At 61.7% G+C, this 16,957-nt stretch carries 17 protein-coding genes; 2 read left to right on the top strand and 15 right to left on the bottom strand.

The genetic code is table 11. From position 1 onward, the window contains the following. Positions 1-22 precede the first annotated feature (22 nt). The 15 genes from odhB to V6767_RS14635 all read right to left on the bottom strand — a co-directional run bounded on the left by odhB (position 23) and on the right by V6767_RS14635 (position 15,700). On the bottom strand, positions 23-1,276 hold the full coding sequence (odhB, locus tag V6767_RS14705; protein WP_448474159.1) for a 2-oxoglutarate dehydrogenase complex dihydrolipoyllysine-residue succinyltransferase: 1,254 nt from the start codon (positions 1,274-1,276) through the stop codon (positions 23-25). 96 nt (positions 1,277-1,372) lie between these two features. Next, complete coding sequence (locus V6767_RS14700) at positions 1,373-4,357, bottom strand: 2-oxoglutarate dehydrogenase E1 component (RefSeq protein WP_448474158.1); 2,985 nt, start codon at positions 4,355-4,357, stop codon at positions 1,373-1,375. A gap of 158 nt (positions 4,358-4,515) precedes the next feature. Further along, a complete protein-coding gene (sucD, locus tag V6767_RS14695; protein WP_230719505.1) occupies positions 4,516-5,421 on the bottom strand; it encodes a succinate--CoA ligase subunit alpha in 906 nt (301 codons plus the stop codon). 6 nt (positions 5,422-5,427) lie between these two features. Next, on the bottom strand, positions 5,428-6,624 hold the full coding sequence (gene sucC, locus V6767_RS14690) for an ADP-forming succinate--CoA ligase subunit beta (protein WP_448474157.1): 1,197 nt from the start codon (positions 6,622-6,624) through the stop codon (positions 5,428-5,430). Between the two features lie 29 nt (positions 6,625-6,653). Continuing rightward, complete coding sequence (gene mdh / locus V6767_RS14685) at positions 6,654-7,616, bottom strand: malate dehydrogenase (RefSeq protein ID WP_230719507.1); 963 nt, start codon at positions 7,614-7,616, stop codon at positions 6,654-6,656. Between the two features lie 175 nt (positions 7,617-7,791). After that, positions 7,792-8,946 (bottom strand): cell division protein ZapE, encoded by a 1,155-nt coding sequence (zapE, locus tag V6767_RS14680; protein WP_448474156.1) that lies wholly within the window; start codon positions 8,944-8,946, stop codon positions 7,792-7,794. 91 nt (positions 8,947-9,037) lie between these two features. Continuing rightward, a complete protein-coding gene (locus tag V6767_RS14675; RefSeq protein ID WP_448474155.1) occupies positions 9,038-9,628 on the bottom strand; it encodes a protease inhibitor Inh/omp19 family protein in 591 nt (196 codons plus the stop codon). A 246-nt stretch (positions 9,629-9,874) separates the two neighbouring features. Then, positions 9,875-10,654: a succinate dehydrogenase iron-sulfur subunit gene (locus V6767_RS14670; RefSeq protein WP_448474154.1), complete on the bottom strand. Its 780-nt coding sequence runs from the start codon at positions 10,652-10,654 to the stop codon at positions 9,875-9,877. Further along, the gene (locus V6767_RS14665) at positions 10,654-11,028 is read right to left on the bottom strand and encodes a virulence factor (protein WP_448462929.1); all 375 of its coding nucleotides are present in this window, start codon (positions 11,026-11,028) and stop codon (positions 10,654-10,656) included. The genes V6767_RS14670 and V6767_RS14665 overlap by 1 nt, the downstream gene beginning before the upstream one ends. A gap of 53 nt (positions 11,029-11,081) precedes the next feature. Then, complete coding sequence (gene sdhA / locus V6767_RS14660) at positions 11,082-12,923, bottom strand: succinate dehydrogenase flavoprotein subunit (protein WP_448474153.1); 1,842 nt, start codon at positions 12,921-12,923, stop codon at positions 11,082-11,084. Between the two features lie 7 nt (positions 12,924-12,930). Next, positions 12,931-13,311, bottom strand: coding sequence for a succinate dehydrogenase, hydrophobic membrane anchor protein (sdhD, locus tag V6767_RS14655; RefSeq protein WP_448432142.1), 381 nt, complete (start codon positions 13,309-13,311; stop codon positions 12,931-12,933). 10 nt (positions 13,312-13,321) lie between these two features. Beyond that, entirely contained in the window at positions 13,322-13,714 is a 393-nt protein-coding gene (gene sdhC / locus V6767_RS14650) for a succinate dehydrogenase, cytochrome b556 subunit (RefSeq protein ID WP_448474152.1), read from the bottom strand. Positions 13,715-13,994: 280 nt separating this feature from the next. Further along, positions 13,995-14,645 (bottom strand): class I SAM-dependent methyltransferase, encoded by a 651-nt coding sequence (locus V6767_RS14645; protein ID WP_448474178.1) that lies wholly within the window; start codon positions 14,643-14,645, stop codon positions 13,995-13,997. 49 nt (positions 14,646-14,694) lie between these two features. Beyond that, positions 14,695-15,300: a 3-isopropylmalate dehydratase small subunit gene (gene leuD, locus V6767_RS14640; RefSeq protein ID WP_230719517.1), complete on the bottom strand. Its 606-nt coding sequence runs from the start codon at positions 15,298-15,300 to the stop codon at positions 14,695-14,697. A gap of 157 nt (positions 15,301-15,457) precedes the next feature. Continuing rightward, positions 15,458-15,700, bottom strand: a complete 243-nt coding sequence (locus V6767_RS14635) for a hypothetical protein (protein ID WP_448474151.1) — start codon at positions 15,698-15,700, stop codon at positions 15,458-15,460. Between the two features lie 151 nt (positions 15,701-15,851). On the opposite strand from V6767_RS14635, the gene V6767_RS14630 reads away from it, so the two are divergent. After that, positions 15,852-16,751 carry an HpcH/HpaI aldolase/citrate lyase family protein gene (locus tag V6767_RS14630; protein WP_448474150.1) on the top strand — a complete coding sequence of 300 codons (900 nt, stop codon included), beginning with the start codon at positions 15,852-15,854 and terminating at the stop codon, positions 16,749-16,751. After that, positions 16,748-16,954, top strand: coding sequence for a DUF1737 domain-containing protein (locus V6767_RS14625; protein ID WP_448474149.1), 207 nt, complete (start codon positions 16,748-16,750; stop codon positions 16,952-16,954). Before V6767_RS14630 ends, V6767_RS14625 begins: the two co-directional genes overlap by 4 nt. Positions 16,955-16,957 lie beyond the last annotated feature (3 nt).

Here is a 16,957-nt window from a genome sequence, read left to right as displayed (position 1 = left end):
TCCGGCCCCCCGGTTTTGTTGATCAGAGATCGAGAACGAGGCGTTCGGGATCTTCCAGCGTTTCCTTGACGCGCACCAGGAAGGTTACAGCCTCCTGACCGTCGACCATGCGGTGGTCATAGGACAGCGCCAGATACATCATCGGACGGATGACGACCTGGCCGCCGATCGCCATCGGACGCTCCTGTATCTTGTGCATGCCGAGAATGCCGGACTGCGGGGCGTTCAGGATCGGCGAGGACATCAGCGAACCGTAGACGCCGCCATTGGTGATCGTGAAGGTGCCGCCCTGCATGTCGGCCATCGAAAGCTGACCGCCGCGGGCCGCCTTGGCGAGACGGGCGATCTCGGCCTCGATTTCGGCAATCGACATCTGGTCGGCATCGCGCACGACCGGAACCACGAGGCCCTTGTCGGTACCGACGGCCATGCCGATGTGGCAGAAGTTCTTGTAGATGATGTCCGTGCCGTCGATCTCGGCATTGACCGCCGGGATTTCCTTCAGGGCGTGACAGACGGCCTTGGTAAAAAAGCCCATGAAGCCGAGCTTGACGTCGTGCTTCTTCAGGAACAGGTCCTTGTACTTGGAGCGCATCTCCATCACGGCCGTCATGTCCACCTCATTATAGGTGGTCAGCATGGCGGCGGTGTTCTGCGCATCCTTCAGGCGCTTGGCGATGGTCTGGCGCAGGCGGGTCATCTTGACGCGCTCTTCGCGGTCGGCATCCTCGACCTTGGACGGGGCGCGGGCCGGCGCCTTTGCTTCGGCCGGGGCCGGAGCCGATGTGCCCTTGGCGGCCGCGGCAATCACGTCGCCCTTCAGGATCTGGCCGCGCTTGCCGGAGCCTTCCACCTGATCTTCCGAGATGTTCTTCTCGGCCATCATCTTGGCGGCGGCGGGAGCGGCCGGCATGTCGCCGCCCTTGCTTTCCTTGCCCTCGGCCTTTTCCTCAGACTTCGCCTCTTCCTTCGGCGCTTCGTCCTTCTTGGCCTCTTCCTTGGGCTTTTCGTCCTTCTTCTCGCTGGCGGCAGCGCCGTCGCCTTCGCCGATCTGGCCGAGCAGGGCATTCAGCTCCACCGTCTCACCGGCTTCGGCAACGATTTCGGAAAGCACGCCGGCGGCGGGAGCGGGAACCTCGATGGTCACCTTGTCGGTTTCGAGCTCGACGATCGGCTCGTCGGCGGCAACCGCGTCGCCGACCTTCTTGTACCAGGTACCGACAGTCGCCTCGGCAACGGATTCGCCCAGAGTGGGAACGCGGATTTCAGTGGCCATTTCAAAAGTCCCGATCTTGATAATGTCTGTTTCAAAACGCCTTCCGGCGGTTTGCGCATGCCGGGTTCCTCAACCGGCATGCTGGGAAAGTTCAAATCACTCGCCGAGCGCGTCTTCCAGGAAGGCCTCGAGCTGCGCCAGATGGCGCGACATCAGGCCCGTGGCCGTGGAGGCTGCCGCCGGACGACCGGCATAACGCACCCGCGTATGCTTCGCGTCGATATGGGTCAGCACCCATTCCAGATAGGGCTCGATGAACGACCATGCGCCCATGTTCTTCGGCTCTTCCTGGCACCATACCATCTCCGCGTTCTTGAAGCGCGACAGCATGTTGATCAGCGCCTTGGCGGGGAAGGGATAGAGCTGCTCGACGCGCAGCAGGTAGACGTCGTTGATGCCGCGCTTCTCGCGCTCCTCGAACAGATCGTAATAGACCTTGCCCGAGCACAGAACCACGCGGCGGATCTTGGCATCCTTGACCAGCTTGATCGGCGTGTCGTGCTCGACCGCATCATCCCACAACAGGCGATGGAACGCGGTCTCGCCGGCCATTTCCGACAGCGTCGAGGTCGCGCGCTTGTGGCGCAGCAGTGACTTCGGCGTCATCAGGATCAGCGGCTTGCGGAAGTCGCGCTTCAGCTGACGGCGCAGGATGTGGAAATAGTTGGCCGGCGTGGTGCAGTTGGCAACCTGCATATTGTCTTCCGCGCACATCTGCAGCCAGCGCTCCAGACGGGCGGACGAGTGCTCCGGCCCCTGCCCCTCATAGCCATGCGGCAGAAGGCAGACGAGGCCGGACATGCGGAGCCATTTGCGTTCTCCAGAGGAGATGAACTGGTCGAAGATCACCTGCGCGCCGTTGGCGAAGTCGCCGAACTGGGCTTCCCACAGCGTCAGCGCGTTCGGGCGCGCCAGCGAGTAGCCGTATTCGAAACCGAGCACGGCTTCTTCCGAAAGCATCGAATTGATGACTTCGTAGCGGCCCTGGGCCTGATGGATATGCTGGAGCGGGATATAACGCTCCTCGGTTTCCTGGTCGTAGAGCACCGAATGGCGCTGCGAGAAGGTGCCGCGCTCGACGTCCTGACCGGAAAGCCGAACCTTGAAGCCCTCATGGCAGAGCGCGCCGAAGGCCAGCGCCTCGGCCATCGCCCAGTCGATCCCCTCGCCGGTCTCGATCATCTTGGCGCGGTTGTCGAGGAAGCGCTGGACGGTACGGTGCACGTTGAAGCCTTCCGGAACCTCGGTCAGCTTCTTGCCGATTTCCTTCAGCGTCTTCATCGGAACCGAGGTCTTGCCGCGGCGCAGCTCGTCGGCATTGTCGGCGGCGCGCAGGCCCGACCACTCGCCGTCCAGCCAGTCGGCCTTGTTCGGCTTGTAGGAGGAGCCGGCCTCGAATTCCTGTTCGAGGAAGTCCTTCCAGTCGGAAAGCATCTGCTCGAACTCGTCCTTGGTGATCAGGCCTTCCTTGATCAGCCGCTCGGCGTAGAGCTGGGTCACGGTCTGGTGGCCGCGGATGGCCTTGTACATCTTCGGCTGGGTGAAGGACGGCTCGTCGCCCTCGTTATGGCCGAAGCGGCGATAGCAGAACATGTCGATGACGACCGGCTTGTGGAACTTCATCCGGAACTCGGTCGCGATCTTGGCGGCATAGACCACCGCTTCCGGATCGTCGCCATTGACGTGGAAGATCGGGGCCTCGATCATCTTCGCCACATCCGACGGATAGGGCGAGGAACGCGAGAAGGCCGGATTGGTGGTAAAGCCGATCTGGTTGTTGACGATGAAATGCACAGTGCCGGCAACGCGATGGCCGCGCAGGCCGGAAAGGCCGAGCACTTCCGCAACGACACCCTGGCCGGCAAAGGCGGCATCGCCATGCAGCAGAAGCGGCATCACCTTGGCGCGCTCGGACAGCGGCACGATCTCGCCCTCGCGCTGGGTGGCGAGGATATCCTGCTTGGCGCGGGCCTTGCCCATCACCACCGGATCGACGATTTCCAGATGCGACGGGTTCGCCGTCAGCGACAGGTGGACATTGTTGCCGTCGAACTCGCGGTCGGAGGACGCGCCGAGATGGTACTTCACGTCGCCCGAGCCCTCGACATCGTCGGGCTTGAACGAACCGCCCTTGAACTCGTGGAAGATCGCGCGGTGGGTCTTGGCCATGACCTGCGACAGCACGTTGAGGCGGCCGCGATGCGGCATGCCGAGCACGATTTCCTTCAGGCCCAGCGAACCGCCGCGCTTGATGATCTGCTCCATCGCCGGGATCAGCGATTCACCGCCATCAAGGCCGAAACGCTTGGTGCCCTTGTACTTGACGTCCAGAAACTTCTCGAAGCCCTCGGCCTCGACCAGCTTCTGCAGGATCGCCTTCTTGCCGTTCTCGGTGAAGGTGATGCTCTTTTCAGGACCTTCGATCCGCTCCTGAATCCAGGCCTTCTCCTCCGGATTGGAGATGTGCATGAATTCGACGCCGAGCGTGGAGCAATAGGTGCGGGTCAGGATATCGACCATTTCCGGGATCGTGGCGTATTCCAGCCCCAGAACATTGTCGATGAAGATCGGGCGGTCGAAATCGGCGTCGGTGAAGCCGTAGGCCTGCGGCGACAATTCGTTGTAGTCGTCGTCGGCCATGCCAGCCAGACCGAGCGGATCGAGATGGGCGTGCAGATGGCCGCGCATGCGGAAGGCGCGGATCATCATCAGCGCGCGCACGGAATCGCGGGTGGCGCGCAACACTTCCTCGCCGGAAAGGGCGGCGCCTTCGGCGGCGGCCTTGGCGGTAAGCTTCTTCTCCACCACGCGCTCGACATCGCCCCAGTTGCCGTCAAGGGCGGCGGTCAGCTCGTCAGCAGGCTTGACCGGCCAGTTGTCCTTTTTCCAGGACGCGCCTTCGGCCGCCTTCCTCACCGCGTCCGGATCATCGCCGAGCGCCTTGAAGAAATCGCGCCACTCTTCCGACACCGAATTCGGATCATCCTCATAGGCCGCGTAGAGATGCTCGATATAGGTGGCATTCGCCCCATCGAGAAACGAGGTCAAGAGAAATTGTTCGTTGGCTTCTTGCCTGGACATGTACACGCGCGGACAAAAAGTCCGCCTCCCGCTTGAAACGGTGAAACCGGCCTCACGCCGGTCCACCCTCTGAAATTCCGTTCAGCCGCGTGACATCACGAGGAAAACGGTATTTTCGTGGCGACCCGCCGGCCGCCACGACATCTTTCTGAACTGGATCAGCCCTTCAGGACTTCAACCAGCGTCTTGCCGAGACGCGCCGGAGACGGTGACACAGTGATGCCTGCCGATTCCATCGCCTCGATCTTGTCCTCAGCGCCGCCCTTGCCGCCGGAAATCACGGCGCCGGCATGGCCCATGGTGCGGCCGGGAGGGGCGGTGCGGCCCGCGATGAAGCCAACCATCGGCTTCTTGCGGCCCTTCTTCGCCTCGTCCTTCAGGAACTGGGCTGCTTCCTCTTCCGCCGAACCGCCGATTTCGCCGATCATGATGATAGACTGGGTGGCGTCGTCGGCCAGGAACATTTCCAGCATGTCTATGAACTCGGTGCCCTTGACCGGGTCGCCGCCAATACCGACGGCCGTAGTCTGGCCGAGGCCTTCATTGGTGGTCTGGAACACGGCTTCATAGGTGAGCGTGCCCGAGCGCGACAGAACGCCGACGGAGCCCTTCTTGAAGATCGAGCCCGGCATGATGCCGATCTTGCATTCTTCCGGCGTCAGAACGCCGGGGCAGTTCGGCCCGATCAGACGCGACTTCGACTTGTCGAGCTTCGCCTTGACCTTGACCATGTCGGCCACCGGAATGCCTTCGGTGATGCAGACGATCAGCGGAATTTCCGCCTCGATCGCTTCCAGGATGGCAGCGCCCGCGCCTGCCGGCGGAACGTAGATTACCGACGCATCGGCGCCGGTCTTCTCCTTGCCTTCGGCAACCGAGGCAAAGATCGGCAGATTGGTGCCGTCAACGCCGGAGGACCATTCGGAACCACCCTTCTTCGGATGGATACCGCCGACCATCTTGGTGCCGTAATAGGCAAGGGCCTGCTCGGTGTGGAAGGTGCCGGTCTTGCCGGTGAGGCCCTGAACCAGAACCTTGGTGTCTTTGTTGACCAGAATGGACATGGGTACTCAGGCCTCCTTCACGGCCGAAACGATTTTCTGGGCCGCGTCATCGAGATCGTCGGCGGAGATGACGTTGAGGCCACTCTCGTTGATGATCTTCTTGCCGAGTTCGACATTGGTGCCTTCGAGACGGACGACCAGCGGCACCTTGAGGCCGACTTCCTTGACGGCCGCGATCACGCCTTCGGCGATGACGTCGCAGCGCATGATGCCGCCGAAGATGTTGACCAGAATGCCCTTCACGGCCGGATCGGCGGTGATGATCTTGAACGCCGCCGTGACCTTCTCCTTGGAAGCGCCGCCGCCGACATCGAGGAAGTTCGCGGGCTCGGCGCCGTAGAGCTTGATGATGTCCATGGTCGCCATGGCAAGGCCCGCGCCATTGACCATGCAGCCGATATTGCCGTCGAGCGCGACATAGGCGAGGTCATATTTCGATGCCTCGATTTCCTTGGCGTCCTCTTCCGTCGTGTCGCGCAGCGCGCGAACATCGTCGTGGCGGAACAGCGCATTGCCGTCGAAGGAGACCTTGGCGTCGAGAACGCGCAGATGGCCGTTTTCCATGACGATCAGCGGGTTGATCTCGAGCAGGCTCATGTCCTTTTCGACGAAGGCCTTGTAGAGGATCGGGAACAGGCGCTCAGCGTCCTTGGCCGCATCGCCTTCAAGCTTCAGCGCCTCGCACAGCGTCTTGACGTCGGACGCGGTGACGCCGGTTTCCGGGTCGATCGCCACGGTGACGATCCTGTCTGGGGTTTCCTCGGCGACGGCTTCGATGTCCATGCCGCCTTCGGTGGAGACCACGAAGGCCACCTGGCCGACGGTGCGGTCGACCAGAAGCGAGCAGTAGAGTTCGCGGTCGATATCGGCGCCGTCCTCGATATAGAGGCGGTTGACCTGCTTGCCGGCGGGGCCGGTCTGCTTGGTCACCAGCGTGTTGCCGAGCATCTCGTCCACAAACGCCTTCACTTCGTCCGCCGATTTCGCCAGACGAACGCCGCCCTTGGCATCGGGGCCGAGTTCCTTGAACTTGCCCTTGCCGCGGCCGCCGGCATGGATCTGGCTCTTGACCACGTAAAGCGGGCCGGGAAGCTTGGCCACGGCGGCGTCGACTTCATCCTTGGTCAGGATGGCGACGCCATCGGCCACCGGCGCGCCGTAGCTCTTGAGCAGAGCCTTGGCCTGGTATTCATGAATATTCATTCGATATCCGTCCTTTTAGAGAAAGCGGCTTATTTCAGCGAGGGCGCGATTTCCTTGCAGGCATCGCAAAGGCCCTTCACGGCGTCCACCGACTTGTCGAAGCCGGCCTTGTCCTCGCCTTCCAGCGGAATCTCGACGATGCGCTCGACACCGCCCTCGCCGATGACGATCGGAACACCGACATACATGCCGTCGACGCCGTATTCTCCGGTGAGGTGGGCAGCGGCCGGCATGACGCGCTTCTTGTCCTTGAGGTAGCTTTCGGCCATGGCGATGGCGGAAGCGGCAGGCGCGTAATAGGCCGAGCCGTTCTTCAGCAGGGCAACGATTTCACCGCCGCCGCCGCGGGTGCGGGTGATGATCGCGTCGAGCTTTTCCTGGGTGGTCCAGCCCATCTTGACCAGATCGGGCAGCGGAATGCCGGCAACCGTCGAATACTGCGCGACGGGCACCATGGTGTCGCCGTGGCCGCCGAGAACGAAGGCGGTGACATCTTCAACCGAAACGTTGAACTCTTCGGCGAGGAAGTAGCGGAACCGGGCCGAGTCGAGAACGCCGGCCATGCCGACGACCTTGTTGGCAGGAAGACCGGAGAACTTCTGCAGCGCCCAGACCATGGCGTCGAGCGGGTTGGTGATGCAGATGACGAAGGCGTTCGGAGCATGCTGCGCGATGCCCGCGCCGACGGCTTCCATGACCTTCAGGTTGATGCCGAGCAGGTCGTCGCGGCTCATGCCGGGCTTGCGCGGCACGCCGGCGGTGACGATGCAGACATCGGCGCCGGCGATGGCGGAATAATCGGATGCGCCGGAAAGCTTGGCGTCAAAGCCGTCAACCGGCGAGGATTCGGCGATGTCGAGCGCCTTGCCCTGCGGCAGACCGTCCGCGATATCGAACAGGACGACGTCGCCCAGTTCCTTGAGCCCGGCGAGATGCGCGAGCGTGCCCCCGATCATGCCCGAACCGATCAATGCGATTTTATTGCGCGCCATGAATTATATCCTCTGAAAAATCCATTTCCGAGCACGCCGCAAAGCCTGCCCATGTCGCAAGTTGGGATAGCCCCTATCCGGGCGATTTTCAACCGGTTTTTCCGAGGCTAATATTTTCAATCGGTTATATATATTTTAATTGACGTAAAGGTAAGAATTCAAAAAGACGTGATCGTCATTCCGCCGCATTTGCGGCCCATTTTTTCTTGTGCGCTGCAAGGTAATCCGTGCTGCGCATCTCGAAAAGCCGCGAGGCGGTGCGGTCGAATTCGAAGCCCTCGCGGCCCTTGCGCTCGGGCAGGAGATCCTCCGGCATTGCCGCCGCTGAAATCACCGTGCGGATCGTCTGGTCGTAAAGCGTATCGATCAGCATGATAAAGCGCTTGATTTCATTTCGGCTATCGCTACCGAGCACCGGCACGCCATCGATGAACACCGTGCGATAGCGCCTGGCGATCGCCATATAGTCCGTTGCCCCGAGCGGCCTTTTGCAGAGGTCGTCGAAGGTGAACCGTGCCACTTCGCCACAGGCCTTGGGCACATGCAGCACGCGGCCGCGCATTTCAATCTCCTCGGGCTCGCCCTCCTTGCCGCCTGTCAAAAGGTCCCAGTTCTCGTCCATCCGTGTCGCCGCCTTCTCGTCAAGCGGGGTCAGGTAGACCGGCCGTCCCTCGAACTTCTCCATGCGATAGTCGGTAGCAGAATCGAGTGTCGTTACCGTGACATTGTTCTTCAGCACATCGATGAAGGGCAGGAACAGGCCGCGATTGAGGCCATCCTTGTAGAGATCGTCGGGCGCCACATTGGAGGTCGCCACCAGCACGCAGCCGCGCTCAAACAGCGCGGAAAACAGCCGCGACAGGATCATCGCGTCGGCGATATCGGTGACGGTGAATTCGTCGAAGCACAGAAGCCGGTTCTCGGCGATGATCTCGTCCGCCACCGGGCCGATCGGATCCGCCTCCTTCACCTCGCCGGCCTTGAGCTTGCGGCGATAGGCATTCAGCCTGTCCTGCACATCGGCCATGAAAGCAAAGAAATGGGCGCGGCGCTTGTCCGCAATCGGCGCAAGTTCGAAGAACATGTCCATCAGCATGGTCTTGCCGCGCCCGACGCTGCCGTGAATGTAAAGGCCTTGGGTCAGAGGCCCGCCGCTCTTGCCGCCGCTGAAGAGCCGCGACAGCAGCTTGCCCTTCCGCCGCGATGGCGCCGCCTTCAGCCCTTCAAGCACCGTGTCGAGTTCTGCCGCCACCGCGCGCTGCGCTTCGTCCGGGCTCAGTGTCTTGTCGTCAGTCAGCGCCTGCAGGCGCGCGGTCACGGTCGCAGCCATCAATATTTCCGGTTTTGGGAATCTGGTGGCGAGCTCCGCCAGGCGGCCCGCCGGGTAAGGCAGAAAAAAGGGCCCGTCCGGGCCCTTTTCGTCAGCGGCTCAGCACGACCTGCTGGCCGGAGCTGCTGGTGCCTTCGATGCGATTGTCGGCGGTCTTGTAAAGCCTGGCGATGGCATAGCCATTGGCATCGTTGAGCACGACCTGATCGCCATTGATGCCCCAGGACTTCATGGTGGAAAGCCCGCCGGTGCAACCGCGCGTGCCGCCGCGCAGGCCTTCGCCGAGATTGGTCAGCGTCAGGAACATATCGCAGGAAACGCCGCCTTCGTTCACTTTCCAGCTGCCCACAAGCGCCGAATTGGTCACCGGAACCGCGCCCGCCGGGGCGGAAACATTGCCCATGCCGCCCGCCGTTTCGGTCGGGGCGCCCGGGGCTGCCGGATACTGCCCCGTCGTCGCGGTGGTATCGGTCATGCCCGGCTGGGTGGTTCCGTAGGTGCCGGTCGTCGAAGCGCCACCGGGCGGCGGCAGCGAGCCGCTCTGCACCTGTCCGGCAGGCGCCGGGGTCAAGGGCTGCGGCGGCGGAGGCGCCGGCGGAGAATAATCATAGGTCGTCCGCTGACATGCGCTGAGGGCGAGAACCCCGGTCACTGCCGCGACCACCAAAACCTTGTGAACCATCAACCCGAACTCCTGCTCCTCTGGCGCAATGGGGCACAGCCCCGTTTGCACAGCTTCAAAGTGCCTGCCTGCCCGCCACACCAAATAGGCGAGGCGACGACCGGACCTGTCGGCAATCATATCGTGCGCAAGTCCAATCCGGCAAGGGCTACACCACATTCACCCGAAAGCGCAACCATGCCGGCGCCTGAACCGGCTTCACGATTGCGTAAGCGGCGTAAGAAACCGAGGCGCCCGAACGAACGATCAGACCGAACGCTCGACCATCATCTTCTTGATGCCGGCAATCGCCTTGGCGGGGTTCAGCCCCTTCGGACAGGCCTGGGTGCAGTTCATGATGGTGTGGCAGCGATAGAGCCGGAAGGGGTCTTCCAGATTGTCGAGCCGCTCGCCGGTTGCCTCATCTCTGGAGTCGATCAGCCAGCGATAGGCCTGCAACAGCACGGCCGGGCCGAGATAGCGGTCGCCGTTCCACCAATAGGACGGACAGGAGGTCGAGCAGCAGGCGCACAGGATGCACTCGTAAAGCCCGTCGAGCTTGACGCGGTCCTCATGGCTCTGCTTCCACTCCTTCGCCGGCGGCGGGGAGACGGTCTTGAGCCAGGGCTCGATGGAGCGGTGCTGGGCGTAGAAATTGTTGAGGTCCGGCACCAGGTCCTTCACCACCGGCATGTGCGGAAGCGGATAGATCTTCACCGCGCCCTTGATGTCGTCCATGCCCTTGGTGCAGGCGAGCGTGTTGGTGCCGTCGATATTCATCGCGCAGGACCCGCAAATGCCCTCGCGACAGGACCGGCGCAGCGTCAACGTCGGGTCGATATTGTTCTTGATGTACAAGAGCGCATCGAGAACCATCGGCCCGCAATCATCGAGATCGATGAAATAGGTGTCGATCGACGGGTTCTCGCTGGTATCCGGGTTCCAGCGGTAGATCTTGAACTCGCGAAGATTGGAAGCGCCTTCCGGCTTCGGCCAGGTCTTGCCCGTTTTGATCTTCGAGTTCTTGGGAAGCGTGAATTCAACCATCAGGCTTTGCCTTTTCCTGTTTTCTTCGCCGAAGCGCGCTCAACGGCCGGCATCAGGTCGTTGTTTTCTTCGATACGCAGCATTCGAATGTCGCGAACAGAAGCCGCGAACCAGTCGAAACCATCCGTCAGTTCCTGGATCGTCAACACGCAGCCCACGGCATCAACGCTGTCATCCCCGAAATAGGTGCTGCCCTGCTGCCAGCCAAAGCCGCGGTCCGCCAGAAAGCTGCGAATTTCATAGTAGGCGTTGTTCCACGACTGCCCCGGATAGACTTCCTTGAGGCTGTTGGTATCGAGGTCGAAAACAATCGCATACATGGAGCGCCCCTTCGAAACCGGCGGTACTCTGCTGTTATGTCCGATCACGTTCATGGCGGTGTCCTTTCACCGCCATTATAGCATATTTGTTGACGGCCAACCTGCCATCAATACACCCGCGCCTTGGGCGCGATCTTCTTGATGTCGATGCCGTCGGCGATGAGGTCGGTGTGAACCGGGCGGTAGTCGAGCTTGACGTCGCCGGCCTCATTGACCCAGGCCAGCGTGTGCTTGCGCCAGTTCTCGTCGTCGCGACCGGCGAACGGGCCATCTGCATAGTCCTCGCGAGCATGCGCTCCGCGGCTTTCCTTGCGGGCTTCCGCGCCGTAGACAGTGGTGATCGCGCAGGCCATCAGGTTCTGCAGTTCCAGCGTCTCGACAAGGTCGGAATTCCAGATCATCGAGCGGTCGGTGACCTTGACGTCCGGCAGTTCCTTCCAGATTTCCGAAATCCGGCGGCAGCCTTCCTCCAGCGTTTCCTGGGTGCGGAACACGGCCGCCTCTTCCTGCATGGCGCGCTGCATCTTGTCGCGCAGCACCGCCGTCGGCTGCGAGCCGGAGGCGTGGCGGGTCTTGTCGAAGCGTTCCATGATCCTGTCGCAGGCTTCGATATTGAGCGCCGGGATTGACGCCTCGCGATCGATCACCTGACCGGCGCGGATCGCCGCGGCGCGGCCGAAGACCACGAGGTCGATCAGCGAATTGGAGCCGAGACGGTTGGCGCCATGCACCGAGGCGCAACCGGCCTCGCCGACCGCCATCAGGCCGGGCGCAAGACGCTCGGGATTGTCGCCGTCGGCGTTCAGCACTTCACCGTAATAATTGGTCGGAATGCCGCCCATATTGTAGTGGACGGTCGGCAGCACCGGGATCGGCTCGCGGGTCACATCGACGCCGGCGAAAATCTTGGCGCTCTCGGAAATCCCCGGCAGGCGCTCGGCGAGCACCGCGGGATCGAGATGGTCGAGATGCAGGAAGATGTGATCCTTGTTCTTGCCGACGCCGCGGCCCTCACGGATTTCCATGGTCATGCAGCGCGAGACTACATCGCGCGAGGCAAGGTCCTTGGCCGACGGCGCATAGCGCTCCATGAAGCGCTCGCCCTCGGAGTTGACAAGATAACCGCCCTCGCCGCGCGCGCCCTCGGTAATCAGGCAGCCCGCGCCATAAATGCCGGTCGGGTGGAACTGGACGAACTCCATGTCCTGCAGCGGCAGGCCGGCGCGCGCGATCATGCCCGCGCCATCGCCGGTGCAGGTATGCGCGGACGTCGCCGAGAAATAGGTGCGGCCGTAACCGCCGGTCGCAAGCACCACCATCTTGGCCGAGAAGCGATGGATCGTGCCGTCATCGAGGTTCCAGGCAACCACACCGGTGCAGGTCCCGTCTTCGCTCATGATCAGGTCGATCGCGAAATATTCGATGAAGAACTCGGCGTTGTTCTTCAGCGACTGGCCGTAAAGCGTATGCAGGATGGCGTGGCCGGTACGGTCGGCGGCAGCACAGGTGCGCTGCACCGGCGGACCTTCGCCGTAATTCTGCATGTGGCCGCCGAAGGGGCGCTGATAAATCTTGCCCTCTTCATTACGCGAGAAGGGCACGCCGTAATGCTCGAGCTCATAGACCGCCTGCGGCGCTTCCATGGCGAGATACTGCATCGCGTCGACATCGCCGAGCCAGTCGGAGCCCTTGACGGTGTCGTAGAGATGCCACTGCCAGCAATCGGGCGTCATGTTCTGCAGCGAGGCGGCAATGCCGCCCTGGGCGGCAACGGTGTGCGAGCGCGTCGGGAACACCTTGGTGATGCAGGCGGTCTTGAAGCCCTGTTCGGCCATGCCGAGCGTGGCGCGCAGGCCGGAACCGCCGGCGCCGACCACGATCACGTCATAGGCGTGGTCGACATATTCATAGGCCTTGCCATTGGCGGCGGGAGAAGAAGGATTAGCCATGTGAATATTATCCTACAAACGCGATTTTCAGGATGGCGAACAGACAGAGCCCGCCGATCAGCACGGTGAAGAAGGTGTTCGCCATCACCGCGAGGAGCTTCAGCACTTCGCCATGGATGTAGTCGTCGATGATTTCCTGCATGCCGATGCGCATGTGGACGAGGCCGGCGACGATCATCAGGCCCATCAGCACGGCGATGAAGGGATTGGCGAGGCTCGCCACGACTTCTTCATAGGGCGCGCCGATATGGGCAATGATGAAGATGATGAACAGGACGAACAGCGGAACGAGCGCGACGGCCGTCATCCGCTGCATCCAGAAATGATGGGTCCCTTCCTTGGCGGAGCCGAGGCCGCGAACCTTTTTCAGCGGTGTACGCATATCCATGGTGCTCTCCTTACCAGACCAGAAGCCCTACGATCCACAGAAGGACCGTGACCGCGACCGAGACGAAAGGCAGAGCGACCGCCAGCTTCGTGGTGAATTCCTTGCCGAGACCATGGCCGAGATCCCAGGCAAAATGGCGAAGGCCGCCGAGCAGATGGTGCACCAGCGCCCAGGTGTAGCCGAACAGGATCAAAAGCCCGAGCCAGGAGCCGAAGAACCAGCTCACGCAATCGAAGGCGTCCTTGCCCATGGCTGCAGAGACCAGCCAGGCAGCGAGCAGGATCGTGCCGAAATACATCGCGCCGCCGGTGATGCGGTGGATGATCGACATCGCCATCGTCGGAATGAACCGGTAGACTTGAAGATGCGGCGATAGGGGCCGGTTGCTGGTCGGAGTGGCCATCAAAACCTCGCAGGCGTTCTATAGGACGCGGCAATTATGCATTCGGCATCGCCCGGCAACCAGAGCCGGACGCAACCGACGTTCACCGGTGGTGTAGCCACCGCAAACGGCCGCGACAAGTCCATTCGCTCCGCCCGTCCCGATTTAATCGGTTTGACAGTCCGCGGATCGAACAAGACCGTTTATCGGAACCGGAAATTCGCATGCTTTTGTCATCAAGTCCATCCGGGTCGTGGAATTTCAAGCGGTTAACATGAGTGCACAACTCATGTTTGACGACTCAGGTACATCCGATGAAGCGCCAGACCTTGGTCCGTTTCACCTCGCTGTCCTCCAGTACGCGCGTGACCGGGACCTGGTATTCGGCCAGCCGCTCCAGGAGCTCCTTCGGGCAATAGGCCCGCCCGGGATCGCCGACGAGAATGGTGATACCACGCGCCGTCAGTCGTGCGAACCAGGGCAGCAGCGCCGCCGCCCATTGAGCATCGTAGAACACATCTCCGGCAAGCAGCACGTCGCAATCCGGCGTGGTCTCCATCAGATTCTGGCTGGTAAAGCCGAGCGCGACATCGTTCAGCTCGGCATTGAGCTTGACGGCAACGCCCGAGAAGGCATCGATATCGGCCGCGAGAACAGAGGCAGCGCCCGCCTTGGCCGCGGCGATCGCCACCAGTCCGGAGCCGCTGGCGAAATCGATGACCCTATTGCCGGCCACGCAGTCAGGGTGATCCAGCACATAACGCGCCAGCCCCTGCCCGCCCGCCCAGGCGAAGGCCCAGAATGGCGGCGGCACGCCGGTTGCCTCAAGCTCGGCCTCGGTCTTCTGCCACAGATCATGCACCTCGCTCGCAAGCCGCAGGCGGATCTCCGGCACATGCGGCGGGGCCAGGATTTCGGTGTTCTCGAGAATGAAGGCTTCGGGGTTTTTCATGCGCATGAAAAAGCTCTCTCCCGGCCATTTACCGGAAGAAAGCGCGCAATCAGGCCCAGGGGCGCTCGGCCGCGAGCTTGTTTTCGTAGCTGGCGATATTGTCGCTCTTTTCGAGCGTAAGCGAGATGTCGTCGAGGCCGTTCAGCAGGCAGTGGCGCTTGAAGGCGTCGAGCTCGAACTTGATCGAACCGCCATCGGGACCGGTGATTTCCTGGTTCTCCAGATCGACCGTCAGAACCGCATTGGACCCGCGCTCGGCGTCGTCCATCAGCTTCTCCAGCTCCTGCGGCGAAACGATGATCGGCAGAATGCCGTTCTTGAAGCAGTTGTTGTAGAAAATGTCGGCGAAGCTGGTGGAAATCACGCAGCGGATGCCGAAATCGGCCAGCGCCCAGGGCGCGTGTTCACGCGAGGAGCCGCAGCCGAAATTGTCGCCGGCCACGAGAATCTTGGCGTCGCGATACGCGGGCTTGTTCAAAACGAAATCCGGATTTTCCGAACCGTCCTGATTGTAGCGCGCCTCGGCGAAAAGCCCGACGCCGAGACCGGTGCGCTTGATCGTCTTCAGATAATCCTTGGGAATGATCATGTCGGTATCGACATTGACCACGGGCAGCGGCGCGGCAACGCCCGTCAGCTTGACAAATTTTTCCATGGGACATCCTCGGCAGATTTTATTGAGCTTGCCATCGCTCTATAGCGGTTTTACGCCGCTTTCAACGGAAAACTGTACCTTTTGGTACGCGTGGACGAAAACAAAAGGCAGCCGCAAGGGCTGCCCGAAAAGCGATCGAACCGCGAAAGCGAACCTCTTATAGGTCGATGATCTTGCCCTTGCCATCATCCCACACACGCATGCCATCCTTGCGGCGGCAGTCGCGGGTGCGAACCGGAACCGGTGCCTGATTAAGCTTGCCGGCAACCATGCGGGCAACGGTCAGCACGGCAAGAACGCCCATCAGCGCCAGACCAACGGAAAAAGCAAATACGGTCACGAAGGCCACGGCAGCCAGCCCGACGATTGCCATTACTACGGAGCGGATGTTTTCCATCATCAGTTTCCTTTCACACCTGTTAATCTGGCGCGTCGGTGGCCTTTGCGCAAGGGGCAGAGACCATTTTGTCTCATTGAATGCGAACGAAAACTTTGCGAAGCATCATTTTCAGGCACTGCTAAAACTTGTGAGTCCGGAAATTGTCAGGAATATGGCCATGACTTCCATAAAACTGTGGCGTTCTCTGCTGAGCGTCCCCGCCATCAACCGCCGCGCGCTGGAAAAGTCGAGGACGCTGGCGGCCGACGCGATCATCTACGATCTGGAAGATGCGGTTGCCCCGGGCAAAAAGGCCGAGGCGCGCGAGAATCTCGAGCGGCTCTATAGCGAGGACCGGCCCGAAGGCGTGACCGCGATCCGGGTAAACCCGCTCGATACCGAAGACGGCAGCGAGGACATGAAAACCGTGTTGGCCTGCCAGCCCGATGCCGTTCTGTTGCCGAAGGTCGGCAATGTCGCATGCGTAGCCACGGCCGGCGCGCTTTTGAAGAGAAACGGCGCGCCGGAGCGGATCAAGCTCTGGGCGATGATCGAGACGCCGGAAGGCGTGGTCAATGCTGCTGCCATTGCCGGCGCGTTTTCGGATGTGCGGGCCGGCGGGCGGCTTGAGGCGCTGGTCGTCGGCGTCAATGATTTGCGCGCGGACACCGGCGTGGCGCCCTCGCCCAGCCGCGCCTATCTCGTGCCGTGGCTGATGCAGACCGTGCTTGCCGCCCGCGCCTACGGCATCCGCGTCATCGACGGCGTCTACAATGACTTCGCCGATCAGGAGGGTTATGCGGCCGAATGCGCCGAAGGCGCGGCCATGGGGTTTGACGGCAAGATGCTGATCCACCCCAACCAGATCGAGGCCGCCAACCGCCATTTCAGCCCGTCGGAAGACGCCGTGGCCGAGGCGCGCGCGATCGTGGAAGCATTTGCAAAGCCGGGCGCGGAAGCGCTAAACGTCATCGATCTCGACGGCCGCATGGTCGAGCGCCTGCATCTGGAGCAGGCCCGGTCGCTGCTGGCCAAGGTCGACGCCATTCAATCGACAAAGGATACCCGATGAAACTCTACCGCTTCCTCACCGGCCCGGACGACTCGTCCTTCTGCCACCGCGTCACTGACGCGCTGAACAAGGGCTGGGAACTCCACGGCGCACCGTCGCTGACCTTCGATCCCAATCTCGGCAAAACCTATTGCGGCCAGGCCGTGGTGAAGGAAGTCGAGGGCAAGGAATATGATCCATCGATCAAGCTCGGCGAGCAATAAAGA

Source organism: Martelella sp. FLE1502, assembly GCF_053484255.1.
Note: the sequence above shows the minus strand (reverse complement) of the source record. Positions and strands in the feature narration are given on the sequence as shown.